Source organism: Flavobacterium erigeronis (assembly GCF_054075165.1).
Genome location: NZ_JBSKGP010000001.1, coordinates 359,406 through 377,427, shown reverse-complemented (window position 1 = coordinate 377,427; position 18,022 = coordinate 359,406). Strand labels below are relative to the sequence as shown.

The following is an 18,022-nucleotide window of genomic DNA, read 5'->3' as shown; positions in this document are numbered from 1 at the left end:
CTCAGAACCTTAGAACCTTAAAAAAAATGCAATTATCTAACGCAGAAGAACAATTAATGGAGCATTTATGGAAGCTTGAAAAAGCTTTTATGAAAGATTTGCTCGAAGCTTATCCAGAACCTAAACCAGCAACGACAACGGTGGCTACGCTTTTAAAACGAATGATTGATAAGAAATTTGTTGCCTATAACGAATTTGGAAATTCGAGAGAATATTATCCTTTGGTAAAAAAAACAGATTATTTCTCGAAACACGTAAAAGGGCTGATTAGCAATTTCTTTAATAATTCGGCGTCGCAGTTTGCTTCTTTCTTTACAACCGAAACCAATTTATCGGCTTCAGAATTGGAAGATCTTAAAAAAATAATCGATTCAGAAATTCAAAAAAAGAAAAAATGATAAACTATCTTTTAAAATCTGGAATACTGCTTTTGGTTTTTTATGCAGTATATAAATTGCTTTTGGAAAACGAAAAAATGTTTCGTTTTAATCGCGCGTATCTTATTGGGAGTTTGGTTTTTAGTTTTGTGATTCCGCTGCACTTGTTTTCAGTGAAGGCGATGTTTGAAACAGGAATAAATACCATTCAATTGGACGAAATAATAATCCAAACTAATCGTACTCCTTTAGATCAAAATTATATTATGAAAAACCTATTCGCTATTTTGAGCGGTGTTTATATTATGGTTTCAATAGTGCTAGCTTTCCGTTTGGTTTTAAACCTGATTTCATTTTTTATAAAACTAAAAACAAAAGAAACCCGCTTGATCAATGGCGTAAAAGTAGTTTTAACGGAAGAAGCTGTTTTGCCTCACTCTTTTTGGAATGCCATTTTTATTAATAAAACAGATTTTGAGTCAGGAAAAATTCCATCAGAATTAATCGCGCACGAAAAAGCGCATTTGGAGCAGAAACATACGCTGGATATTCTTTTTGCTGAGGTCTTGAGAATAGTATTTTGGGTAAATCCGTTCATTTCTTATTTTATAAAAGCTATTAAGCTAAATCACGAATTTTTGGCCGATGAAGCTGTAAATAAACAGTTCGGAGAAATAAGCAATTACCAGAATCTGCTGCTTGATTTTGCTTCAAACAAACAAACAGTTCCGCTGGCAAGTACTATTAATTATCAAATAACTAAAAAGCGTTTGCTTATGATGACTAAAAAAGAATCTGCTTTAAAAATAGTTTTCAAGGTTTTTATTGTTGGCGTAGTTTGCAGTTTACTTCTGTTTACTTTTAGTTCAGAAGCGACAGCTCAAAATGTTGATCCAGTTACCAATAAGATTTATAAATCAGGAGATTTAAAAATTAAACAGCCCGAATTTCCAGGCGGAATTATAGAATTTTATAAGTTTGTGGGGCAGCGTTTTAAAGTTCCAGCAGAAGCTTCAAAAAATAATATCGAAACCAAAATATCGATGCAGTTTATGGTCGAAAAAGACGGAAGTCTGTCTGAAATCACAATTGTAAAAGATGCTGGATATGGTTTAGGAGAAGAAGCAGTTCGAGTTTTAAAACTTTCTCCAAAATGGATTCCAGGAAGCGAACATGGAAAGCCTGTTCGAGTGCTTTATAGTTTGCCAATTACGATTCAGGCTGAGTCTAAGTAACTAAGAGACAAAGTTGCAAAGATTCAAAGTGAGAAAGAGACAAAGAGACAAAGAAATTGCAAAAGACTTTTCAATAGGCTCCAGCTTTAGCTGGAGTTTTTTTTACGCAAAGTAGAAACCCTTTGCCCCTTTGTTACTTTGCCCCTTTGTCACTTAAAGAAAAAATATTAGTCATCATAATCGCCCATTAACGCGTAATAGCCAAAAATACCTAGTCCAGCAGTTATTAATGGGGTAAGCACCAAAAGAATGATAATCCCGAAAACTAAATCTTCTTGTTTGCCAGATACTAATTTTGGCAGACCGAAAATAAATATGCAAAAGTAGGAGGATGCAATTGCTAACGCTATCCAAATCAATCCGAAAGCTCTTTTTATCTGATTCATGGCTGTGTGTTTAAATATGAGTGTTTTTGTTGTCTTTATTTTTAATATAAATCATTCCGATTATAAAAGATGCGGATGCAATAATAATCGGATACCAAAGTCCTTCCAGATAGAAACTGGCATCGCCCTTTTCCTTAGCATTTATAACTAAATAAGTAGAAACTGCTGGGAGCAATCCTCCGAAAATTCCATTTCCTACATGATAGGGCAGAGACATTGAGGTATATCTGATTTTTGCAGGAAACATTTCGACCAAGAAAGCCGCAATAGGGCCATAAACCATCGTAACAAATAAAACCTGAACGAAGATTAAAAAAACAAGCGACCATTTATCTTTGCTGCTAATATTTATGGTGGTTTTGATTTCTGATTTTATCTTTCCATCTGCAACTATTGCTTTTCCGTTTACTAGCTGTACTGTTTTAACTTCAAGAAAAGTGGTTCCGTCTGTATACGATTTTGTAGTGGTATAAACTGAATCCATTACACGTTCTTTGCCTTCTTTGAGCACTGCTGTAATCTTGGTTTTACCGACAATTTCTGTTTTATTTTTTACATCGGTTGCCTCATACATTTTTTGATAAATCGGTCTGTAGGATATAATTGCGATTAGCATTCCTCCCAGCATAATATATTTGCGCCCAACTTTGTCGCTTAGCCATCCAAAAAAAATAAAGAACGGGGTGCCAAACAAAAGCGCTATTCCTAATAGCGTGTCTACCTGAGAAGATTCGATAGACATCACGGTTTTCATGAAACTCATGGCGTAGAATTGTCCGGTATACCAAATAACACCTTGCCCCATTGCTGCACCAAACAAGGCCAATAAAACAAATTTGAGATTATACCTTTTTCCGAAACTTTCTGCCAAAGGATTTTTACTGGTTTTGCCTTCTTCTTTTGCTTTGGTAAAAACAGGAGATTCATGCATGTTTTTACGAATCAAGTACGAAACTCCAACCATAAGAATAGAAATCCAAAACGGAACTCTCCATCCCCAAAGGTCAAACTGTTCAGGTGTCAGCAAATTTCTGGTAGCTAAAATGACCATTAGCGAAATGAATAACCCGACGGTTGCTGTAGTTTGAATCCAAGACGTCCAATAACCTCGCTCGCCCACAGGGGCATGTTCTGCCACATACGTTGCCGCACCGCCATATTCGCCGCCGAGCGCAAGACCTTGAAGCATTCTTAAGATTAATACTAGAACGGGAGCCATAAATCCAATGGTTTCAAAACTCGGAATACAGCCTATCAGGAAAGTTGCACCACCCATTAATAGTAAGGTAACCATAAAAGTATATTTTCGTCCTATAAGATCGCCGAGCCTTCCGAAAAATAAAGCTCCAAATGGACGAACTATAAAACCCACAGCAAAGGTTGCCAATGTTGCTAAAAATGCCGCCGCAGGATTATCTGCAGGAAAGAACTTTGTTGAAATCACGACCGCCAAACTTCCAAAAATATAGAAATCGTACCATTCAATCATTGTTCCCATAGAAGAAGCGGAAATTACTTTCCAGATCTTTTTTGTTGAATTTTGTTTCATAATGTGTGGTTGTTAGTTAATTAAAAAGAGTAAGCGCAAGAAAATAATGCCCGTAAATTGGCGACATCTGTTTTGTTTAAACCTGCTTTTCCGTTTGCCTTTGTGTCCAAATCTCCCCATGTGGCTGCAGTGTATTCTAGTTCTGGAGTAACTTTAAAATTATTGCGTTTAAATTCAACACGGCCAGAAACGCGCCAGACATTATCTACGACTCTAGAGTTCGATACACCTCGCATATAATACTTTACAGTTTCATCGGCTGCAAGACCATTTTTTCCATTTCCTTCATTTTTGGTATAACCAAAAAACAGTGCAGGGGCTATCTTTTTATTATTGCTTGCCAGATCCATCCAAAAAGATGAGGTTTTAGTAGGTTCGTATTTCTCAGGTTGCATGGGATTTGTATATCCAGCAAAACCGCCCAGCATTACAAAATTGTTTAGATTGCCTCCTGTAATTCCATATGCTTTTATAGAAAATGTATCGTTTGTATATTTTAAAAATCCTAAGAAGGATGAGCTATTTACCTTTTCGGTAGTTTTTGCTGTTGTAGATGGTGTCGGTTTATATTCTGTAAGAGGCTGGAGTGATTTGTATTCTGCTCCGATACCGGCAAACCAATTGGTATTTTTAAATTGAAATTGTGCGTGAAAAGTGGGTAAAGCAGAATTTATGGAAGCCGAGTTTTGCGTTCCTCCAGCTGCAGTTGCTGTTGTAAACTCACGTTCTTTATAGATTGTTGCCGATAGTGATAATTCTTTGGTGAAGTTTTGTTTCACTCTAATCTGAGATGCCCATCCAAAAGGATTAAATAGAATTCCGGTATTAAAATTGGCTACACCGGGAAAAACTTCGGGAATAAATGCCGGATACCATGTTTGGCCAACTAAAAGCGAAATTTTTGACCAATCCATAGTGATGTAAGCATGTCGCAGTCTTACTAATCCTATTGAAGCTTCTGTATTTCCAAAGAAATCTCCTTCGAGAGTTCCAGTCATTTTTGCTCCCCAAACATCTGGTCCTTTTACTTTTAGGCCAACTCTTGAAACTATAGATAAGATATTCGAAGCCCCTGTACTGTTTAAATCTTGTCCATTTATATCCAAGTTTTTGTCTAACGGATAAAGATTCAAATTATCCTCACGTACCTGCGCCGATTTTCTAGTGTCAAAAATATAATCGGTTCTTATAAAACCGTAAAAATTAAAATCCCATTCTTTTGCAGTTAAGGTTGGTATAACTGAAGTATTTTCGACTTTTGAATTTTGTGCAAGTCCCTGCAGAGAAAGTATTCCAAGTAAAAAGAACAGCAATTTTTTTTTCATTATAGCGGTTGGTTAGTTTTTCAAGACCGCCAAATTGAAATTATTTATCAGTAAAAAAAATACTGGTATATATTTGTGTAAAGAGGTATAGTTGCGCTTTGTAGCGTTCCCATTTTATAACCATAAATTTATCTCCAAGTTCTGTTATTATAACTCCTGCGCCAGATAAAAATTCCTTTTTTGACAAGAATTCAATTAATTCTATGTGACTGAAAATCTTGTATGTAGGGTGGTAATCAGTCTGAAAAGGCTTTTGGATATGAAATGCCTTTATCCAATTACTGATTGTTACATGAGAAATATCCAAAACCCGTTCTATTTCTCTATAACTCAAACCTTCCAGATACAATTGCAAGGCTTTTGTAACATAATAGCTGTCAATCTTTTTGCCAATTTTATTAACTGTAAAATAGTAATTGCATCCTTTACATAAATACCTCTGCTTGCTTTTGATCACACCGCTCTTAATAATTGTGCTGCTCTGGCACTTCGGACACGCTAAAATCTTCATATATAATTAATTTGCATAAATATAGTAAATTAGCTACAAAATTATGTTATGTAAATAAAAAACATCATAAAAAACTTATATTTATTTTTTTAATGTTAAAATAAAGAAGATATCTATTGTGTGAAAATCCTTGAAATTTTCCAAAAAAAATCCGCCTCTGATGGAAGAAGCGGATCAAAATTAAAAACTAATTAAAAAAAATTCTAAAATAAACATGCAGTCCAGACTAAAATAAGTCTGGATTGTATCCAAAATAAGGCACTTTCTGTTCGTTAAAAATGACGCCATATTCTTCTAATTCTTTCAAAATGGGTTCGTAAACTTCTTTTTTAATTGGAAGCTGTACGCCGGGAGTTGTGATTTTTCCGTTTAAAATCAATAATGTCGCAATCGCAACGGGAAGTCCGACCGTTTTTGCCATTGCGGTATAGGTTTGATCGTCGCCAATGCAAACCATTTTAGAATCGATTTGTTTCTTTTCTCCATTCAGTTCATAACCAAATTTATGATACATCACAATCATATCTTTGTCATCTGGTTCCAGTGCCCAACCTTCGCTTAAGATTTTTTCTAAAATTTGAGCAGGAGTAGCATTTGGCAGATTTACTTTTTTGTTTGGGTTAAATAAATCCAGTTCCAGAAGTTTATCCCACATAATATCGTCTTGATCGATTTTTAAGATTAGACGGGTTTTAATTTCGACAGAATCCGTTGGATGATACGGAAGAAAAGAGTTGATAAACTGACGATAACTCATATTTTCTGACCCCTCTAAAATATAACTATCATCAGTCATTCCGAGCTGTACAAACATATTCCAAGCTCTAGAAAAACCAACTCTTCTAATTGTTCCTCTATATAAAGTGAGAATATCGTCTAAGCCATAAACCGAACGGTATTTAAGAGAATCCCGATTCGAATAGGCTTCAAATTTTCCGTAACCTTCAACCTCTAGAAATTCAGTTCTTCTGAATAAAGCGCTATACGGAATATATTTATAAGTGCCTTCTTGAATAAACTTGGCTGCACCGCCTTGCCCCGCCAAAACTACATTTCTTGGCGCCCATGTAAATTTATAGTTCCATAAATTAGTATCAGATTCAGGTGCTACAAGTCCGCCGCAGAAAGATTCGAACAAAAGCATTTTTCCGCCTTTCGATCTGATTTCGTCAATAACTTTCATGGCGCTCATATGATCTATTCCAGGATCAAGGCCAATTTCGTTCATAAAAATCAGATTGTTCTGTTTGGCATCTGTATCAAGCGCTTGCATCGCATCACTTATATAAGAAGCCGTTACCAGATGTTTTTTGAATTCGATACAATCTTTGGCAATTTCAATATGCAGATGTGCGGGCAACATTGAAATCACGATTGAAGCATTCGCAATAGCGGCCTTTCTTTCGTCAGTATCAAAAATATTTAAAGCAATTGGAGTGGCATTTGGATGATTTTGTGTTTTAGCTTCCGCTAAAGGCAAAGAAAGATCGGCTACAGTGATTTGCAGGTTTTCTTCGCTAGATTTTGATAGCAAATATCGAATCAAAGACGATGCAGATCTTCCTGCTCCAATTATTAAAACGTTTCTCATGTTTCAAATATTTAACACAAATATATTTAAATGTTATAAATATAACAATTGAATTTGAATTTAATTGAATTTATTTTTTGAATTATAACAGAAAATAATCTGCTTTTGTTCTAAATAATCGAATAAGTTAGGCGGTTTTTCAGTTCGTTTGAAGTATTTTTGCTTCAAATTTCAAAAGAGATATATTATGAAAAGAAGAATCGTTCTGACTGGAGCTTTTATTGGTATGTTAGCTATTATTTTGGGTGCTTTTGGCGCTCATTTATTGAAAAAATACCTTTCGGTAGATCAGTTAAATACTTTTGAAGTTGGTGTTCGTTACCAAATGTATCATGCTCTATTTCTTCTTTTTTTATCGACCCAAAAAGAAATTGCAGAAAAGACCTTAAAAGCAATCTACAATTTCGTAGTTGCTGGTGTTGTTCTTTTTAGCGGATCTATCTATTTGGTGGCAACAAAAGACTACACTTTATTCTATTCCAAAATTATAGTATTCGCAACTCCAGTGGGTGGTTTTCTATTAATTATTGCTTGGACGCTATTATTCTTTACGATTTTGAAGCGAAAATCATAAAATCCCGAAAAAAAAATTCTGTCTAAGAATTAATCTTTAATTTTGTCACATAAATAACATATAACTTTATTTGTGTGACTTTTTTGTATTTTCTATTGTTAAACAAAAATAATATAACAAAATCACGCATTAGGTTGTAAATAAACAAATTAGGAGCGGTTATTTTTTTCTTTTTGTAATTTTTAAAGTAAAATTTCTCTTTTTTGACATTAATTAAAGTGAAATTTAAGTATTTTAAAAGGAATAAGAATTAATCTGTAATTTTGCTTTAAACAAAAAATCACACACAACTTAAAAATTTATGGACACTAATACAGTTTTCGCGCAATCGATTTCGTTAAAAGAGTTAGGAATTGAAAATGCAAAAGTTCGTTATCAACTATCTGCAGATGAATTACATGCGATTACTTTGCAGTCAGGACAAGGTGTTGAGAATTCTACTGGAGCTTTAGCAATTAATACAGGTGAATTTACAGGTCGTTCTCCACAAGATCGTTTTATCGTAAAAGATGATATTACTAAAGATCAAGTTTGGTGGGGAAATGTAAATATCCCGTTTGAACCACAAGCTTTTGAAAAGCTTTATAATAAGGTGACAGCATTTTTATCAGACAAAGAAGTTTTTGTTCGTGATTCTTATGTGTGTTCTGATCCAAATTACAGATTGAATGTTCGTGTTGTAACAGAAACAGCTTGGTCAAATTTGTTCTGCTACAATATGTTCTTACGTCCAGAAGAGTCAGAATTGGCTAATTTTACTCCAGAATGGACAGTAGTTTGTGCTCCAAGTTTTATGGCAGATCCTGCCGTAGACGGAACAAGACAATCTAACTTCGCTATTTTAGATTTTACTAGAAAAATCGCTTTAATAGGAGGAACAGGTTACACAGGAGAAATGAAAAAAGGAATTTTTTCTGCCTTGAACTTTATTCTTCCAGTTTTCAAAAATACACTTCCAATGCACTGTAGCGCCAATGTTGGTGAAGCAGGAGATACAGCAATTTTCTTCGGATTATCTGGTACTGGAAAAACAACTTTATCTGCAGATCCAGAGCGTAAATTGATCGGAGACGATGAGCACGGATGGACAAACGAAAATACGGTTTTCAACTTTGAAGGCGGCTGTTATGCAAAAGTTATTAATTTAACTGAAGAAAATGAACCAGACATTTTTAGAGCAATTAAAAAAGGAGCGCTTTTAGAAAATGTGGTTTTTAAAGCAGGAACAAATGAAGTAGATTATGATGATGTTTCGATCACTCAAAATACTCGTGTAAGTTATCCAATAACGCATATTGATAATGTGCAGCCAGGTTTGGTTGGACACAATCCTAAAAATATATTTTTCTTAACGGCAGATTCTTTCGGAATTTTGCCTCCAATCTCAAAACTAACTCCAGGTCAGGCGGCTTACCACTTTATTTCTGGATATACGGCAAAAGTTGCGGGTACAGAAGCTGGTGTGACAGAGCCTCAGCCTAATTTCTCTGCTTGTTTTGGAGCGCCATTCATGCCTTTGCACCCAACAAGATATGCTGAAATGTTAAGCAAAAAAATGAAAGATGCTGGCGTAAAAGTTTGGTTAATCAATACAGGATGGACTGGCGGAGCTTACGGAACAGGAAGCCGTATGAAATTGAAATTTACTCGTGCTATGATTACTGCTGCATTAAAAGGAGAATTGGATAATGTAGAATTTGTAGATCACAAAGTATTTGGAATTGCACAACCACAATCTTGTCCGAATGTTCCAGAAGAAATTCTAAATCCTAGAAATACTTGGGAAGACAAAGATTTATACGATAAAAAAGCGTTGGAATTAGCACATAAATTCAAAGCTAATTTCGCCAAATTTGAAGAGTTTGCCAACGCTGAAATCTTAGCAGGAGCGCCAATTACAGAATAAAAGGAATTATTGATTCAATAAAAAAGCTGTTCAGAGATGAACAGCTTTTTTTATTATTTATTTTTCTTTTGAAACTCAGTAATTATTTTTTTTAGTTCATCCATTACTATACCAGAAGAAATTTCAATATTAAAATTTTCCACTTCTTTTTCTAATCTTTTTTCAGGGGTAAAGAAGTCTAATGATTTGTTGAAACATTTACAAATTTTAATCATCAGATAAATATCAATTTTTTTTGTCCTTCCATTTTCAATTTTTGACAATTCACTTTGTGATATTCCTAATTGATCGGCTAATAAGCTTTGAGATAAATTATTTTCTTCTCTCAATTTTTTGATTTTAAATCCTACTGGCATAATTAAAAGGTTTATTGGGAATAATTAGTTAAAAACAGAATAAATTATATTCTATATTAATATAGTAAGAAAAAGAACATAAATACATCTTTGTAATATTAAAAAAATAGTATTAATATTACAAATTTAAATTTATGAAAAAATTATTATTTACAGTTTTTGCTGTAGTAGGATTTGGAACTGTGGCTTCCGCTAATAATCTAGAAGTTAAAAAGCTTCAAGTTAAAACTATCATTTTCTATAACTGTATGCAAGATCAAGAAGCTGCATTCGATGAATGTATGTCGAATGGATGCGGTTACTGGACATCTTATTTTTATGGAGCGGGTGCATGGGGCTCTTGTATGAGAGGATAATAACTAAAATGGGTTTTCACTATAGGAGAAAACCCATTTTTTTCAAAAACATATTTATGATAAATAGAATAATTGTAATTACTATACTGCTTAATGCTTTAAATTCTTTTGCACAAGTTCAAAATGGTAAAATTGAATACGGAGTTACAATCGAAATGATTGAGGCTTTGAAAGGAGGCGTAATAGAAAATTCCTATAGGGAATCAATTAATAATGCACAATACTTAAGTTTCACTTTATTGTTTGATAAAGAAAATGCTGTTTTTTCTTCTAATGAGGGCTTAGGATTAGGAAGTCAAGATGTTTTTATGTCAAAAGTAACTGCTGGTTACATGAACGAAGTTTATCAAAACAAAGATTTTTCGCTTTGTGCAGTCTATGGTTTTGGTAATTATTTGCTAAAAACAGATGCTGTTAAAGACTGGGTGCTAGAAAACGAAACAAAAGAAATTGAAGGTTTTGTGTGTTATAAAGCTACTTCTACAAAAAAAGTAAATAATGGCAAAGGAAATTTTGTTTTTCCAGTTATTGCCTGGTATTGCCCAAAAATTCCAATTTCTTTTGGGCCTAATGGTTATGGTAATCTACCAGGCTTAATTCTAGAACTTCAGGTAAGAAATGTTGTTTATGGCGTTAAAAAAATTGATCTCAATTTGCCTAAGCCACCTGTTATAGGGCAGCCAAAAGATTATCCGATTATTAATCAAGAGCAATTAGATGAAAAGATAATGACAGTCTATAAAAACAGAAATTCTACTAATGGATTTATAAAACCCGGAGATAAGTTTTAAAGGCTTTCACCCAGTTAATCTTTAATACTCGTGTAAACGGTGTAAAATCTACAAATGATTAAAAATATAATTTTCTTCTTATTTTCTATAATTACTACTGCCCAAACCCACCATACAATAACAGGTGTGGTTTCTTCGAATACAAATGTTAATTTAGAATTGGCTAATATTATCGCTAAACCTTTACAAGAAAAAGCAAGTTTAAAATTTGCGATTACTGATCATAAAGGCCGTTATAGATTAGAATTAGAAAATGGTGTAGATTACGAGATTAACGCTTCATATATTGGTTTTATAGATGAGTTATTTGTTGTTAAATCTAACTTAGAGAATCTAACACATGATTTTATACTTAAACCAAGCGGAGAAAATCTGAGAGAAATTGTTATAAAACATGAATATAAGGCTATTGAAATAAAAAAAGACACCCTAACCTTTAATGTAAAAAGTTTTGCAAACGGTAACGAACGCAAAATGAAAGAAATTCTTGAAAAACTTCCCGGAGTTGAAGTTGATAAAGATGGAACTGTAACCGTTCAAGGTAAAAAAGTTACCCAAATGCTGGTTGAAGGAAAGCCTTTTTTTGGTGGAGGATCTAAATTGGCTGTGGAAAATATTCCAGCAGATGCCCTTGATAAAATTGAAGTCATAGATAATTTTAATGAAGTCGGTTTTATGAAAAAAGTTTCTGATAGCGAAGATTTGGCAATGAATGTTAAGCTAAAAGAAGATAAAAAGAAATTTGTTTTTGGAGATATAGAAGCAGGGCTTGGTATAGGAGTAGATAAATCGAATCTGCTGCATTCGGGGTTGTTCTATTATTCTAAAAAATTAAATATCAGTTTTATAGGTGATGTCAATAATATTGGAAAAAGCACTTTTACCTATAGTGATTTAAGAAGATTTACAAACAGCTGGAGCAATTATATTATAAAAAGGAAAACAGCCAATAGTTTATATTCACTTACAAAAGACAATACAGATGTTGTGGAAAACAAATCGCAGTTTGAAGCAATAAACATTAGTTTTAATCCTTCCGAAAAATTATGTGTCTCAGCTTTTACTATTTTTTCAGAAGTTTTTAGAGAAACAAAAAAATACACGCAAAATGAATATTTAGAAAATATTAATCAGACTTTTGAGAATAAGATAGAAGCTAATCGTAGCTTGAGTAATCTAAATGTGAGTAATCTAAAATTGGATTATACTCCAGACAAAAATCAAAAGTTGTTTTATAATACACAATTTCAATCTGGAACTAATGATTTAAACAGCATATTAGAATCGATTTCAAATACAAATTCAAACCTATTTAAAACAATAAATAATGAAAATAATGTTTCTTACAAGCAATATTTAGAATGGCATAAAAATTATAACTTGGCTCATACTACGACATTTGTTTTTAATCAGATGTATGAAAATAATAAACCGAAAAAGCAATGGTTGACAAATAAACCTTTTTTCATAGGGTTAATTCCGCTGCAAGAAGATATAGATTATAAAATTGAACAATTAAAGGAATTAAAAACAAACACGATTGATGGGGTTTTTAAACATTATTGGATAATAAATAATCGTAATCATTTATATACAAATATCGGTGTGACGTTTGAGAACTCACATTTTGAAACATCAGAAAAACAAATTTTAAGTGATTACATAATTAATGATTTTGATAAATCAGGGTTTGGAAATAAAACAAAATATCGATTTACTGACATTTTTTATGGTTTAGAATATAAATTTAAAATCGGTAAATGGACTAATAAAGCGGGTTTATATTATCATTTTTATAAACTTAAAAACAACCAGATAGACAATGATTATGGATTCTCAAAATATCTTTTTCAACCTCAATGGAATAGCGATTACGAATTTAATCAATCAGAAAAATTAACATTTAGTTACAAATTGGAAACAAATTTTCCTGAAATTAATGCTTTGTCCAGCCGCTATACTCTTCAAACATATAATCTTATCTATAAAGGAAATGAGATGTTGGAAAATACTAGATACCACTCTTTTAGTTTACTATATACAAAGATGAATATGTATAAAGGTATTTTCTGGAATGGATTTTTTAGTTACACTAAAAAGACAGAAACGATTAGAAATGAAGTGGTAGTAGAAGATATTAATCAATACAATACACCAGTCTGGACAAATAATCCTGAAAACACTATTTTCTTTACAGGAGCATTTACAAAAAAAATATACAAATTTGATTTGAAATTAAATGCAAATGTTAATTGGCTTAGTTATTATCAAATGCTGAACAATGTTTTGACATTGAATACTAGAAACAAAAAAAATGCAGGATTAATACTAAAAATGACCTTTAAAAAATGGCCTAATTTTAGTTTTGGGTATGAAAAAGGATTTGATCATTTTAGCGGACTAACAAAATCTAATTATTGGTCAGATACGATAAGTGGCATTTTTGATTATGATTTTTTAAGTTTTTGGAACTGTAAAATAGATTATCAATATCTAAAAAATTCCAATTCTAATAATGAAAATAATTTTCATGAGATAACTAATATGGCGTTGAGATACCAAAGAAAAAATAGCTCACTTGGTTTGGAATTGATTTGTAACAACGTATTTAATGTACAGAAAAAGAACAGCTACTTTTTTTCAGATTATATAATTAGTCAGCAAGCGACTTATATTTTGCCAAGAGTATTGATGTTTTCGCTGACATATAAATTATAAAACTAATCGTTTTAAACAGCTTTTTTTTTAGTGATCAGTGCTCAGTTTTTTAGATTTCAGTTTAGAATGCAGTTCTTTATGTCACCCTGAGCGAAGTCGAAGGGCGCTCCAATTGGAACGGGGCTTCGACTCCGCTCAGTCTGACAATACTAACATCTTTCAGCATCAAAATTTTACCGCAAAGATTTACGCAAAGGTTCGCAAAGATTAAAAAAATACTTTGCGAACCTTTGCGTTTTTTACTTTGTGTGTTTTTGTGAAAGAATCATCATTGAAACGCAGTTTTCAGTCACAGTTTAAAGGAAAGGACTGAAAACCTGCAATTTCAAATCAACACTGAATCTTTATTTCTTTGCTTCGTCTATGCGTTTTTGAATTAAATCCCAAGCGTAATAATGGAAAGTCATTCCGTTACTCATTGCTACGAAAAGTCCGTTTTTGTAAGCTCCGCCAAGATTAACACTTGTTACATCTGCACCGTCGCATTCGATTGTAGAAGTTGGAACTTCAGCCAACAACGGGTGATTGTTTGGATTGCCTTTTGCACCTTCTCTCGGATATACCATAAAAGAATTTGCCTGCTGATTCGATACTAAAATGTATCCAGTTGAATCTGTTTTTTTGTAAATCGCAATTCCTTCGTGATCTGCTTTAAAATCTTTTTGACCGAAGAATGCTAATTCTTTATTATCGTTTAAAGCTGGATCTGCTTTGTATTTTCTAATTCCAACTTGCTCGTCGCAATAGTACACAAAACCTAATTCGTTGTCAACCGCAATCGCTTCGATTTCTTTTTTACCGCTGTAAGTTCCGAATTTGCGAACTACTTTTGCTGCTGCGAATTTTCCGTTTCCAGAAAGTTCATACTGCCATAAATAACTTCCAGAAGGCCCTGTTTTTCTTCCTACAATAGCAAAAATCTTTTGATCGCTTGGGCGAGTGTACAAAGAAACTCCCATTGGGTCGCGTTGTGCTTCTCCTTCAAAAACTGGAATTCCGCCGTTATCAATTGGCTCTAAATCAGGTAAGCTAAAAATTCTGATTTTGTTTTCTTCTCTTTCAGTTGTAACCGCTACGTCTACTTTTTTTCCATCAATAATCAATCCGTAAGCGATATCAACATTGTTTGGACGCTTTAACGGAATTGATTTTTTAAGGATTTTTCCATTCAAATCAAAAGCATACAAACCGCCATCTGAATCTTTATCTGTTCCAACTATAATGCTTTTTGAAGGATCTGTTGGATGTATCCAGATTGAAGGATCGTCTGTATCGTGTGGCAAAGCTTCTGTTACTGCTGTCGGTTTTACAGCGTTTGGCTGAACTGGAGCTAATTTATCGTCTTTACAAGCGATGAATAAAACGCTTAAAAGTAAAAATGACAATATAGATTTATTTTTCATTTTAATAATATATTTTAATGCAATTAGACAGAGCCTTAAAAACTCTGTCTAATGTAAGAATTTTAAAAAATTGTATTTTATAAGTCTAATTTCAATCCTAGATTAAAACGAGCTTGGTAATATTCTGCCTGTTTAGTATGGTCAGCTACACCTTGATAGTAACGTAAAGGCTGGTTTGTTAAGTTGTTAGCTTCAGCAAAAACACGTAATTGTTTTGTGATTTTATAAGAAGCATTTGCATCTAAGAAAAATTGTTTGTCATAATAACTGTCTTTGTAAGACTCAGAACCTAATTCGTCTAAGTAATCAGAGGTAAAGTTAGTCGAGATTCTAGCAGAGAAACGTTTGTTTTCCCAAGAAAGAGATCCGTTAAACATGTGTGGAGTTGTACCTGGAAGACTGATGTCATTTCTTTCATTTCCGTCTTCATCGGCAATTCCTTTTGCTTTAGATTGCGTGTATGTATAGTTCAAATAGATACCAAAACCTTTTAAGAATTTCCCAGGTAAGAAATCTAACTGACGCTGGAATGCAACCTCAAATCCGTAAACATCAACATTTTCTCCATTTCTTGATTGTAAGAATGACCAGTTTTCTCCCGCTGGAATTGGGTTTATCTGATTTGGGAAATCTGCAGCAAATTTTGCAGCATCATATTGGTTGTCGCTATAGTTGTAGATAAAATCATTTAGTCTTTTGTAGAAAACACCTCCAGAAATTAAACCAACAGATTTAAAATAGTTCTCTGCCATGAAATCATAATTGTATGAATACGTAGCTTTAAGATCTGGATTTCCAGCTGTAATTTCTTTATCTGCAGCAATATTGTTTACATAAGGAGCTAAAGCATAATAGTTAGGTCTTGCCAAAGCCGTTGTAGCAGCAGCTCTTAAAATTAAATCTTTTGTTGCGTTGTACTGTAATGAGATACTTGGCAATAAATTAGTGTACGAGTTCGTGTTGTTGATTTTGCTCTCTAATTCTTCTTCGTCAAGTACACGGTTTCCTGTATAATCAATATGCGTATTCTCCACACGGAAACCTAAAACCATAGAAAGTTTATCATTAAAATCCTGATCCCATCTTACATAAGCTGCAGTGATTCTTTCTTTTGCATTGTAGTTTACGGCTAAATATTCTGCTGGATCTGTTTCTTTTTCGAATAAAGAGGCATTGTTTAAATCTAAACTTCCTAAGAAATTAGCAGATGCAAACGTTCCTGGCACATATTTACTTCCCGGATTAAAATCTCTTCCGTCATAATAACTTGTCGGAACTTGCGATAATAATTCCATATCGTCATTGATCGGAGTGTAAGAATAGAACATATTGTTTCTTTCTTTTTCTTTCAAACGAAGTCTAAGACCTGTTCTCAATCTTCCTTTTTCTCCAGCAATAACAGAGAAAGGGAAACGGATATTAACTTTTGCACCAAATTCGCTTTCGCTTGTTTCGTCTGTATTTTCAGTAACAGAATCAAATTCAAATTCGTCAACAGATTCTCCTACAGTTGTGATAAGCGGAAATCTGATATCAGATAAATCTTGAAACATTTCTAAACCTTTCTGGCGGTATTCGATATAACGCTCTTGCGGACGATACTCTCTTGCTTTTGCGTAGTTTGCAGACCAGTCTAAATCTAAAGTTGAGTTGATTAAGTGTTCTCCACGAATAGAGTAATTTTGCACTCTTTGGTCTTCTAATCTTCTGTTTTTGTTCCTATTATTATCAACACCACCTTTAGTCTGACGTTTTACACGGCCTTCAAAACCTGTAATTTCTTCGCCATTGTAAATTGGTTCAATATCATCATAAGTGGTTCTGAAACGGTTTTCTCTATCGTCTCTCCAGTTGTAGATTGCGTTTGCAAAAATCGTATTGTTTTCGTTGAATTTATAATCAAAAGCCAAAGAAGCACTTCTACGAATACGCTGTACATCATATTTTCTAATTTCAGAAGCTTGCAGATAATCATTTCCGAATTCATCTTTTACCCATTCGTTTTCGATATTATCAGAACCGTAATCTACATTGTTGTAAGATCCGCTGAAAACAACTCCTAATTTATCATTAGCAAATCGGTTACCGTATACTAAACCTGCAGTGTAAGAAGCATGGTCGCGAATTGGTAAATAACCTCCCGCAAGAGTTGCAGAAATTCTTTCTCCGTTTGGAGTTGCTCTAGTAATTAAGTTTACAGAACCTCCAATTGCATCGGCATCCATATCAGAGGTAAGGGTTTTGTTTACTTCGATTGTCGAAATCATATCAGATGGAATCAAGTCCATTTGAACGTTTCTATTATCTCCTTCTGCAGAAGGAATTCTATCTCCATTTAAAGTTACAGAGTTTAAAGACGGAGCCAAACCTCTAATAATGATATTTCTAGCTTCACCTTGGTCATTCTGCATCGTGATACCAGGCACGCGTTTTAAAGCGTCTCCCACGTTAGCATCTGGAAAACGTCCCATTTGGTCAGATGAAATAACGTTTCCAATGTTTTTATTGTTTTTTTGCTGATTCAGTGCTTTTGCCTGACCTTTTACGATATCTCCAACAACAACTTCTTTCAGCTCATTTTCAGAAGCCTTAAGAGAAAAGTCAATTACGTTGTTTTTTCCTGATTCTACTTTTATTTCTTGAGTTAAAGAAGTATAACCAATATATTTTACTTCAACTTTGTAAGTTCCTTCATTAATATTTAATAATTCAAAACGACCGTTGTAGTCAGAAACGGTATATTTTTTCTCACCTACAATTTGAACCATAGCTCCAGGAAGAGGCAGTTTGTCGTCGGCATCTAATATCTTTCCAGATATAATGGCCTTCTGAGCAAATCCTGTAAAGGCGAATAAAAAGAATAAGGTTAGTAAATAGAATTTTTTCATTGTGTGTGTTTAGTTTGATTTCGGTTGCGAAGCTAAACCTCATGTATTAATAAAGC

At 33.4% G+C, this 18,022-nt stretch carries 15 protein-coding genes; 7 read left to right on the top strand and 8 right to left on the bottom strand.

Features of this window, described 5'->3' with window-relative positions; translation table 11 throughout:
* Positions 1-26: 26 nt before the first annotated feature.
* Both ACWA1F_RS01580 and ACWA1F_RS01575 read left to right on the top strand, forming a co-directional pair.
* The gene (locus tag ACWA1F_RS01580; RefSeq protein ID WP_026726910.1) at positions 27-398 is read left to right on the top strand and encodes a BlaI/MecI/CopY family transcriptional regulator; all 372 of its coding nucleotides are present in this window, start codon (positions 27-29) and stop codon (positions 396-398) included.
* A complete protein-coding gene (locus tag ACWA1F_RS01575) occupies positions 395-1,612 on the top strand; it encodes a M56 family metallopeptidase (protein ID WP_456891064.1) in 1,218 nt (405 codons plus the stop codon). The genes ACWA1F_RS01580 and ACWA1F_RS01575 overlap by 4 nt, the downstream gene beginning before the upstream one ends.
* A gap of 167 nt (positions 1,613-1,779) precedes the next feature.
* Here ACWA1F_RS01575 and ACWA1F_RS01570 read toward each other — a convergent pair whose 3' ends face one another.
* From ACWA1F_RS01570 to ACWA1F_RS01550, 5 genes are all read right to left on the bottom strand, one after another.
* On the bottom strand, positions 1,780-1,998 hold the full coding sequence (locus ACWA1F_RS01570) for a DUF6814 family protein (RefSeq protein ID WP_306155613.1): 219 nt from the start codon (positions 1,996-1,998) through the stop codon (positions 1,780-1,782).
* A gap of 10 nt (positions 1,999-2,008) precedes the next feature.
* Positions 2,009-3,547, bottom strand: a complete 1,539-nt coding sequence (locus ACWA1F_RS01565) for an MFS transporter (RefSeq protein ID WP_456891062.1) — start codon at positions 3,545-3,547, stop codon at positions 2,009-2,011.
* A 20-nt stretch (positions 3,548-3,567) separates the two neighbouring features.
* The gene (locus tag ACWA1F_RS01560) at positions 3,568-4,872 is read right to left on the bottom strand and encodes a DcaP family trimeric outer membrane transporter (protein ID WP_456891060.1); all 1,305 of its coding nucleotides are present in this window, start codon (positions 4,870-4,872) and stop codon (positions 3,568-3,570) included.
* Between the two features lie 40 nt (positions 4,873-4,912).
* Positions 4,913-5,383 carry a transposase gene (locus ACWA1F_RS01555; protein ID WP_456891058.1) on the bottom strand — a complete coding sequence of 157 codons (471 nt, stop codon included), beginning with the start codon at positions 5,381-5,383 and terminating at the stop codon, positions 4,913-4,915.
* Positions 5,384-5,609: 226 nt separating this feature from the next.
* The gene (locus ACWA1F_RS01550) at positions 5,610-6,974 is read right to left on the bottom strand and encodes a saccharopine dehydrogenase family protein (protein WP_456891056.1); all 1,365 of its coding nucleotides are present in this window, start codon (positions 6,972-6,974) and stop codon (positions 5,610-5,612) included.
* A 187-nt stretch (positions 6,975-7,161) separates the two neighbouring features.
* Here ACWA1F_RS01550 and ACWA1F_RS01545 point away from each other — a divergent pair, with 187 nt between their 5' ends.
* Positions 7,162-7,548: a DUF423 domain-containing protein gene (locus ACWA1F_RS01545; RefSeq protein WP_306155620.1), complete on the top strand. Its 387-nt coding sequence runs from the start codon at positions 7,162-7,164 to the stop codon at positions 7,546-7,548.
* A 301-nt stretch (positions 7,549-7,849) separates the two neighbouring features.
* Positions 7,850-9,454, top strand: coding sequence for a phosphoenolpyruvate carboxykinase (ATP) (gene pckA, locus ACWA1F_RS01540; RefSeq protein ID WP_456891054.1), 1,605 nt, complete (start codon positions 7,850-7,852; stop codon positions 9,452-9,454).
* A gap of 53 nt (positions 9,455-9,507) precedes the next feature.
* Here the strand turns inward: pckA and ACWA1F_RS01535 are convergent, their stop codons facing one another.
* The gene (locus tag ACWA1F_RS01535; protein WP_456891052.1) at positions 9,508-9,810 is read right to left on the bottom strand and encodes a helix-turn-helix domain-containing protein; all 303 of its coding nucleotides are present in this window, start codon (positions 9,808-9,810) and stop codon (positions 9,508-9,510) included.
* Between the two features lie 134 nt (positions 9,811-9,944).
* Between ACWA1F_RS01535 and ACWA1F_RS01530 the strand changes: the two genes are divergently transcribed.
* From ACWA1F_RS01530 to ACWA1F_RS01520, 3 genes are read left to right on the top strand one after another with little or no spacing between them, the layout of a single operon-like run.
* Entirely contained in the window at positions 9,945-10,166 is a 222-nt protein-coding gene (locus ACWA1F_RS01530) for a hypothetical protein (RefSeq protein WP_456891050.1), read from the top strand.
* 56 nt (positions 10,167-10,222) lie between these two features.
* Positions 10,223-10,957, top strand: coding sequence for a GLPGLI family protein (locus tag ACWA1F_RS01525; protein WP_456891048.1), 735 nt, complete (start codon positions 10,223-10,225; stop codon positions 10,955-10,957).
* A 54-nt stretch (positions 10,958-11,011) separates the two neighbouring features.
* Positions 11,012-13,675: an outer membrane beta-barrel protein gene (locus ACWA1F_RS01520; RefSeq protein WP_456891046.1), complete on the top strand. Its 2,664-nt coding sequence runs from the start codon at positions 11,012-11,014 to the stop codon at positions 13,673-13,675.
* A 344-nt stretch (positions 13,676-14,019) separates the two neighbouring features.
* Here the strand turns inward: ACWA1F_RS01520 and ACWA1F_RS01515 are convergent, their stop codons facing one another.
* Together ACWA1F_RS01515 and ACWA1F_RS01510 are read right to left on the bottom strand one after the other, a co-directional pair.
* Complete coding sequence (locus tag ACWA1F_RS01515) at positions 14,020-15,078, bottom strand: phytase (RefSeq protein WP_456891044.1); 1,059 nt, start codon at positions 15,076-15,078, stop codon at positions 14,020-14,022.
* A 77-nt stretch (positions 15,079-15,155) separates the two neighbouring features.
* Positions 15,156-17,966 carry a TonB-dependent receptor gene (locus tag ACWA1F_RS01510; RefSeq protein WP_456891042.1) on the bottom strand — a complete coding sequence of 937 codons (2,811 nt, stop codon included), beginning with the start codon at positions 17,964-17,966 and terminating at the stop codon, positions 15,156-15,158.
* Positions 17,967-18,022 lie beyond the last annotated feature (56 nt).